A 6,344-nucleotide genomic window follows, 5' to 3' on the forward strand; every position below is an offset into this window, starting at 1 on the left:
TCGTGGCCGGCGCGCGCGGAAACCCCGAGGACGCGCGGCAGCGTGCGGTCGAGACTCAGCACCAGCAGGTCGCGCGCCGCGGACCGCACCCCCGGCGCGATCGGCGTCTGCGGCGTCTCCGGCCACAGGCCGTCGTCGACCTCCTCGAAGGGGCCACGGATCAGTCCCCCCATCAGCACGTCCCCAAGTGTCCTCTCCCGCAATTGCGAGACCTCGGTCGCGAGCAGTGCGAGCGACGCCCCGTCGTACAGGCGGATGGCGGTCAGCGCGAACACATAGCTGCGGCTCCTCAACGGCGCCCCGTAGTTCACGATGCCGAGGCCCGCGACCGTCTGGTTGGTGCTGGAGAACGCGCTGGAGCCCCGCGTGACCACCAGGTAGCGGGCACAGCGCGTCGAGGCCGTGACGGTGCGGACCGCCGCGAGCAGATCGTCGTTGGCGTTGCGGAACAGCGCCCGGGCCGGCTTCTCGTAAGCATCGAAGGCGCCCGGCGGGACGGCGATCCGGCGCACGCCCGCTCCGGCGGCCGCCCGCACCCGCGCCGCCACCACGTCGTCGAGGCCCCAGGCGGAACTCGGGAGGGTGTCGTGCTCGTTGCCGAACACCGTGATCCCGACCTTCTGGCGGGTGAAGAGATGTCCGACGACGGAGACGACGCCGAGCTCGCAGGGACCGGTCTCGGCCGGCGGCTTGGCCGTGGCGGCGGGTTTGGCCGCGGCGGGCTTGGCGGGCGACGGCTTGGCGCTCGCCGGCTTGGCGGCGGCGGGTTTGGCGGCGGCGGGTTTGGCGGCCGGCTTCGCCGGTGGCGGAGCGGCGGTCTGCGCCATCCCGGCCGGCCCGCCGAGCACCACCGCGACGACGATGCCCGCCGCGATCGACGTCCGGGCCATCACACCGCACGCGCCGACGCGGACCCGCCGCGCCGCGTCCCGAACCCGCCCCATCCCTTGCCTCCGGCAACAACCATTCCATGCAATGGCCTAGCCGATACGGCTTATGACTTGCACCCACAAGCCGTAGCGACGAAACCGGCGCGGCTCGTCCACAGATTGCACCGCTGCGGCTGACCGGCGCGCCCCGGTCCCGCTACACTCGGGCGCGAGTCGGCCGGCGATCGGAATCGGAGCCCCCCATGGCCCTGGATGCGGAGCAGCGCGGCGTCGCGCGCGGCATGGCGGCCGGCGCGGTGTTTTCGGCCGCGGTGGTGGGCGCCGGGCTGTTGCTGCCGCCGATCGCCCTGCCGGCGGCCGACACGATGTCCGACCGGCTCGCCTTCGCGTTGCGCTGCGATCTCGTGCTGGTGCTGTGGCTGATCGCCACCATCGGGGCGGTCGCCAAGGGGCGGTTCTTCTCGCCGAAGGACATCGCCGGCAGCGGCTTCGGGCCGCCGAGCGACGCCATCGCGTGCGGCCGCGCCGTGCTGCAGAACACCCACGAGCAGGTGGCGATCGCGGTCCCGGTGCACCTCGCGCTGGCGACCGTGCTGCCCGCCGCCGCGCTCGGGCTGATCCCGCTCCTCGTCGTGGTGTTCAGCGTCGGCCGCGCCGCCTTCTGGGCCGGCTATGCCCACGGGGCCGCGGCCCGCGCCTTCGGCTTCGCCGCGACGTTCTACCCGACGATCTTTTCGGCGCTGCTGGCGCTCGTGCTGATCCTGTATCGCGCCTGAGAGGCGACACCCGCGGGAGTCCCGCCGTGCCGGACATCGACTCCTCGGCCATCCGGTCGGCCCGCTACGACCCAGCCGCGCGCGTCCTGGAGATCACCTTCGTGACCGGGCGCGTCTACGCCTATCTCCACGTGCCGGAGACGACCTACCGGGACTTCCTGGACGCCGAGTCCAAGGGCCGCTTCTTCAACGAGCGCATCCGCGACGCGTTCGCGACCGCCCGCAAGCGCTGACCGTCGATCACGGCCCCCCGGCGGACCGGCGACGGCCCGCCGTCACGACTTCGACTTCACCTGCGCCAGAAGCGCCGCGCCGGTCGCCTCGTCGACGGGCGTGAGCGTGAACGGACCGGAGTTCTCCGACACCACGGCGTCGATGATCTGCCCGGGGATCCCGGCGATGATGCCGATCACCACGTGATCGGCGCGCGGGCCAATCTTCAGGTAATAGGTGCCGCCCGGCTTGGTCGTCACCGTGGCGGAGTAGCGCCCGGGACTCACCGGCGTCTCGAGCACCACCTTGTGGGATCCGGGCGGCCGGTCGACGAAGAACGAGGAGCCGTTGCCGACACGGCCGACCTCCTGGCCGTCGACCAGTACGTTGGGCGAAGCGCCGGACCCCATGAAGCTCGCCTCGCGCACGAAATAGAGCCGCGCCTGGCGGGCGTCCAACGCCTTTGTCTGCGATTCCAACGGTGCCGTGGCACAAGCCGCAAGCAACACCAGCGTGCACAGGCTGCACGCCGCCACGATCATCCGAACCATACCCGCCCACCCCGTTACCTAAGACTTCGGGGCTAGCCGATAGGTGTGAAAGCGACGTGACGCAATCAGGACTGTTGCGGAGCCGGGCGTGGGGGTGCAACACGCGCGGGGCCGGCGCGGCGACGTCCCCGCCCTACTCTTCCGGCTCGGTGATGAAGAACAGCGGATAGCCCTTCGCCTTGCCGAGGTCGATCGCCTCGCTGGCCTTGGTCTCGGCGACGTCGCGGGCGAACACCGCGACCACGCAGGCGCTCTTGCGGTGCGCCGTCAGCATCACGGCATGGGCCTGGGTCTCGGTCATGCGGAACACCGCCTTGAGGACCTCGACCACGAACTCGCGCGGCGTGTAGTCGTCGTTGAGCAGGATCACCTTGTGCATCGGCGGGCGCTGCGTCTTCGGCCGCGTGCCGACGCGCGGCCTCACCAGAGGCTGGCTCATGACGACTCTCCTGCATACGCGGACGGAATAGCCGAGGCGCGCGGCGACTCGGGCGCGCGATCGGGGCCGTCGGCAGGATACCCGGTGCGGGTGGGCGAGATCACGACAGGCGGATCACATTCCGGTGAACGCGAAAAGGGGCGCGGACCTGGCATCCGCGCCCCGTCGCGATCACGGCCCGCAGGCCGATGTCACTCCGGCTTGATGCCGGCCTTCTCGATGACGGCGCCCCAGCGCTCCGTCTCCTTCTTCTGGTGCTCGGCGAGCTGTTCCGGCGTGCCGAGCACGAAGATCAGGCCCTGCTCGGTGAGGCGCTCGCGCACCTCCTTGGAGTCGAAGGCCTTGCGGGTCTCGGCGTTGAGCCAGTCGACGATCGGCCTCGGGGTGCCGGCCGGGGCGACGAGCCCCCACCAGGCGCCGCCCTGCACCGACGGGATGCCGGCCTCGGCGGTGGTCGGCACGTCGGGCAGCGCCGCGACGCGCTCGGCCGAGGTGACGGCCAGCGCCCGCACCTTGCCGGACTTGATGTGCTCGCGGGCGAGCGGCACGATGTCGAACATCATCGAGACCTGGCCGCCGATGACGTCCTGCAGGGCCGGCGCGGCGCCGCGATACGGCACATGGGTGAGCTGCAGGCCGGTCGCCTGGGCGAACATCTCGCCGCCGAGATGGCCGGTCGTGCCCTTGCCCTGCGAGGCGTAGCTGAGCTTGCCCGGATTGGCTTTGCCGTAGGCGACCAGCTCCGCGACCGTCTTGGCCGGGATGTCCGGATTGATGATCAGCACGTTCGGCGCGATCGCCACATAGGTGATCGGGACGAAGTCCTTGACCGGGTCGTAGGTCATCTTCGCCGTGATCAGATGCAGGATCGACGCGGTCGCGTGATAGGTGAGGAAGATCGTGTAGCCGTCGGGCGGCGACTTCGCGACCATGTCGGCGGCGATCAGGCCGGCAGCCCCGGTCTTGTTCTCGACGATCACGGTCGCCTTGGTGTTCTCGGAGATCTTCTGGGAGATGACGCGGCCGAGCAGGTCCGCCATGCCGCCGGGCGGCGTCGGCACGACGAGCTTGATCACCTGTTTCGGATAGTCCGGTTTCGCGGCGTCCTGGGCCAGGGCGGCGACCGAGGATCCGCTGGCGACGGCGAGGCCGGCCGCGAGCCCGAGCACGGCACGAAAGGCACGGAAGCGGGTGGTCATGACGATGATCCTTGTCGGAAGGCCGAGTGGCGATCAGTGACCGAACCGGCCGATCAGGCCGGTGGCGCCCTTGGCGTGCGAGCCGATCGCCTCGAGGAGCTGCGGCATGGTCAGCCCCGGCGCCAGCGCATCGGGGGCGAGATCGGTCGCGACGATCGTGAACACGTAGTGATGCGGCCCGTCGCTCTTGGGCGGACAGGGACCGAAATACGTGCCCTGGCCCAAAATGTTCTTGCCGCCGGTGAGGCCCTTGAAGGAGCCGTCGCCGGCGCCCTCGGGCAGCGACGTGACGGCGGCGTCGATGCCGTAGGCGAGCCAGTGCACGACGCCGAGGCCGCTGCGGCCTTCCTGGTCGTGGACGATCAGGGCGTAGCTGCGGGTGCCGGCCGGCGGATTGGACCAGGCGAGCGGCGGCGAGACGTTGTCGCCGACGCAGTTCGGATTGGCCGGATTGCGGCCCGCGTTCTTCTTGGCGAGCAGCCCGTTGTCGGTGAAGGCGGGCGACGAGAGCTGGAAGACCGCGCCCTCGGCGGCGGCCGGTCCGGACAGTGTCGTCATGAGGGCAGCTCCACAGGCCAGGGCCGTCAAGGCCCGGGCGAAGTTCGATTGTCGGGTCGATTGCACAGGTCGTCCTCCGATGATGATGCGGCGTCGCCGGTGGCGGATCGCCGTCTGTTGTGTTGGGCGCTGAGAGGCCTGGTCGTCGGGGGTACGGCACGCGCCGCGGAAAATGCCGGGGGTCGGCGCGTGCCGTTAGAGAAGGCCGCGGTGCTCGCTGCCTGACGACAGGAGCCGGACGCGCGGAAACAAGGAACGAGGCCGCTGGAAGAACGCGTCACGGCGCACGCTAGGGTGTTCGCCGCGCGAATGCCAATTCGGAGAATTCGCAAGGCTATCGGATTTGTTTATGGGGGCGGCGCAGCATTTTCCCGCGGGTCGTACGCCGCATCGCGGCATCGCAGCAGCGATGCACGGCGGTTCCGCTGCCTGGCGGTTCCGCTGCCTGGCGCCACCGATGCATGGCGGCTCTCGCCCGATCGCCGGGCGACACTTCGCATTTTCGAAACATATCTTGCTAAGGTGGCCCGTTTGCCGCCCCGCTCCGCCGCCGTGGCGCCGCGCCACCGTCGGCTCACTCCAAGCCGGTCATCCCGGCCGGACTTTTCGTCATGCACATCGAAACCGATCCCAAGCTCGACTTCAAAGACGTCCTGATCCGGCCCAAGCGGTCGACCCTGAACTCGCGCTCCGCCGTGGACGTCACCCGCACGTTCCGCTTCGTCCACACCGGGCACGAATGGACGGGATTCCCGCTGATCGCCGCCAACATGGACACGGTCGGCACCTTCAGCATGGCCAAGGCGTTCGCGCCGTTCGGCGCCATGGTGGCCCTGCACAAGCACTATCCGGCCGAGCGCCTGGTCGAGTTCCTGAAGTCCGACGTCGCCCACAACGTCTTCTACTCGATCGGGATCACCACCGAGGACCTCGACAAGCTCGCCTTCGTGCGCAAGCAGGTGCCGGTGACGAAGATCTGCATGGACGTCGCCAACGGCTACAGCGAGCAGTTCCTGCAGACCGTGAAGCGGGTGCGCGACGAGAACCCGGACGCCGTCATCATGGCCGGTGCCATCGTCACCGGCGAGATGGCCGAGGCGCTGATCCTGGCCGGCGCCGACATCGTCAAGGTCGGCATCGGCTCCGGCTCGGTGTGCACCACCCGCGACCTCACCGGGGTGGGCTATCCGCAGCTCTCCGCCGTGATCGAATGCGCCGACGCCGCACACGGGCTGCGCGGCCAGGTCTGCTCGGACGGCGGCTGCACGGTGCCGGGCGACATCGCCAAGGCGTTCGGCGCCGGCGCCGACTTCGTCATGCTGGGCGGCATGCTGGCCGGCCACGACGAGTGCGAGGGCCGGGTCCGCCACGAGCAGCGCGACGGCGAGAGCGTCGCGGTGGGCATGGAGTTCTACGGCATGTCCTCCGACACCGCGATGAACAAGTATCACGGCGGCGTCGCCGACTACCGGGCGGCCGAGGGCAAGACCGTCGAGGTGACGTATCGCGGCCCGGTGAAGGCCACGCTGCAGGAGATCACCGGCGGCCTGCGCTCCTCGATGACCTATATCGGCGCCACCCGCCTGAAGGAGGTGCCGAAGCGCACCACCTTCGTGATGGTCGGCGCCCAGCGCAACACGGTGTTCGATCGCTGACGGCGGCCGCGGCGGAGCACCCGCCGCGCCCTTCGGGGCGCGCCCGGAGAGGGTTCTCGGGAG

8 protein-coding genes are annotated in these 6,344 nt (G+C 70.1%); 3 read left to right on the forward strand and 5 right to left on the reverse strand.

The window, feature by feature from the left end; translation table 11 throughout:
* On the reverse strand, positions 1-890 hold an 890-nt coding region (locus CH341_RS35410; RefSeq protein ID WP_210208626.1), incomplete at its 3' end, for a hypothetical protein.
* A 242-nt stretch (positions 891-1,132) separates the two neighbouring features.
* Here CH341_RS35410 and CH341_RS26600 point away from each other — a divergent pair.
* Both CH341_RS26600 and CH341_RS26605 read left to right on the forward strand, forming a co-directional pair.
* The gene (locus CH341_RS26600) at positions 1,133-1,666 is read left to right on the forward strand and encodes an MAPEG family protein (RefSeq protein ID WP_111421979.1); all 534 of its coding nucleotides are present in this window, start codon (positions 1,133-1,135) and stop codon (positions 1,664-1,666) included.
* Positions 1,667-1,692: 26 nt separating this feature from the next.
* Positions 1,693-1,899 carry a KTSC domain-containing protein gene (locus CH341_RS26605; protein ID WP_342635037.1) on the forward strand — a complete coding sequence of 69 codons (207 nt, stop codon included), beginning with the start codon at positions 1,693-1,695 and terminating at the stop codon, positions 1,897-1,899.
* A gap of 42 nt (positions 1,900-1,941) precedes the next feature.
* On the opposite strand, the gene CH341_RS26610 is transcribed toward CH341_RS26605, so the two are convergent.
* From CH341_RS26610 to CH341_RS26625, 4 genes are all read right to left on the reverse strand, one after another.
* Positions 1,942-2,337, reverse strand: coding sequence for a DUF2846 domain-containing protein (locus tag CH341_RS26610; RefSeq protein WP_170149819.1), 396 nt, complete (start codon positions 2,335-2,337; stop codon positions 1,942-1,944).
* A gap of 226 nt (positions 2,338-2,563) precedes the next feature.
* Positions 2,564-2,869, reverse strand: a complete 306-nt coding sequence (gene clpS, locus CH341_RS26615; protein ID WP_111421981.1) for an ATP-dependent Clp protease adapter ClpS — start codon at positions 2,867-2,869, stop codon at positions 2,564-2,566.
* A 191-nt stretch (positions 2,870-3,060) separates the two neighbouring features.
* The gene (locus CH341_RS26620) at positions 3,061-4,068 is read right to left on the reverse strand and encodes a Bug family tripartite tricarboxylate transporter substrate binding protein (protein ID WP_111421982.1); all 1,008 of its coding nucleotides are present in this window, start codon (positions 4,066-4,068) and stop codon (positions 3,061-3,063) included.
* A gap of 33 nt (positions 4,069-4,101) precedes the next feature.
* Complete coding sequence (locus CH341_RS26625; protein ID WP_111421983.1) at positions 4,102-4,626, reverse strand: YbhB/YbcL family Raf kinase inhibitor-like protein; 525 nt, start codon at positions 4,624-4,626, stop codon at positions 4,102-4,104.
* 611 nt (positions 4,627-5,237) lie between these two features.
* On the opposite strand from CH341_RS26625, the gene CH341_RS26630 reads away from it, so the two are divergent.
* Positions 5,238-6,281 carry a GMP reductase gene (locus CH341_RS26630; RefSeq protein WP_111421984.1) on the forward strand — a complete coding sequence of 348 codons (1,044 nt, stop codon included), beginning with the start codon at positions 5,238-5,240 and terminating at the stop codon, positions 6,279-6,281.
* Positions 6,282-6,344 lie beyond the last annotated feature (63 nt).

It is taken from the genome of Rhodoplanes roseus (assembly GCF_003258865.1).
GTDB classification, from domain to species: Bacteria; Pseudomonadota; Alphaproteobacteria; order Rhizobiales; family Xanthobacteraceae; genus Rhodoplanes; species Rhodoplanes roseus.

Coding starts and splice junctions, on each gene's coding strand:
- CH341_RS26600 (WP_111421979.1), top strand. CDS start 1,133: ATGGCCCTGGATGCGGAGCAGCGCGGCGTCGCGCGCGGCATGGCGGCC.
- clpS (WP_111421981.1), bottom strand. CDS start 2,869: ATGAGCCAGCCTCTGGTGAGGCCGCGCGTCGGCACGCGGCCGAAGACG.
- CH341_RS26620 (WP_111421982.1), bottom strand. CDS start 4,068: ATGACCACCCGCTTCCGTGCCTTTCGTGCCGTGCTCGGGCTCGCGGCC.
- CH341_RS26625 (WP_111421983.1), bottom strand. CDS start 4,626: ATGACGACACTGTCCGGACCGGCCGCCGCCGAGGGCGCGGTCTTCCAG.
- CH341_RS26630 (WP_111421984.1), top strand. CDS start 5,238: ATGCACATCGAAACCGATCCCAAGCTCGACTTCAAAGACGTCCTGATC.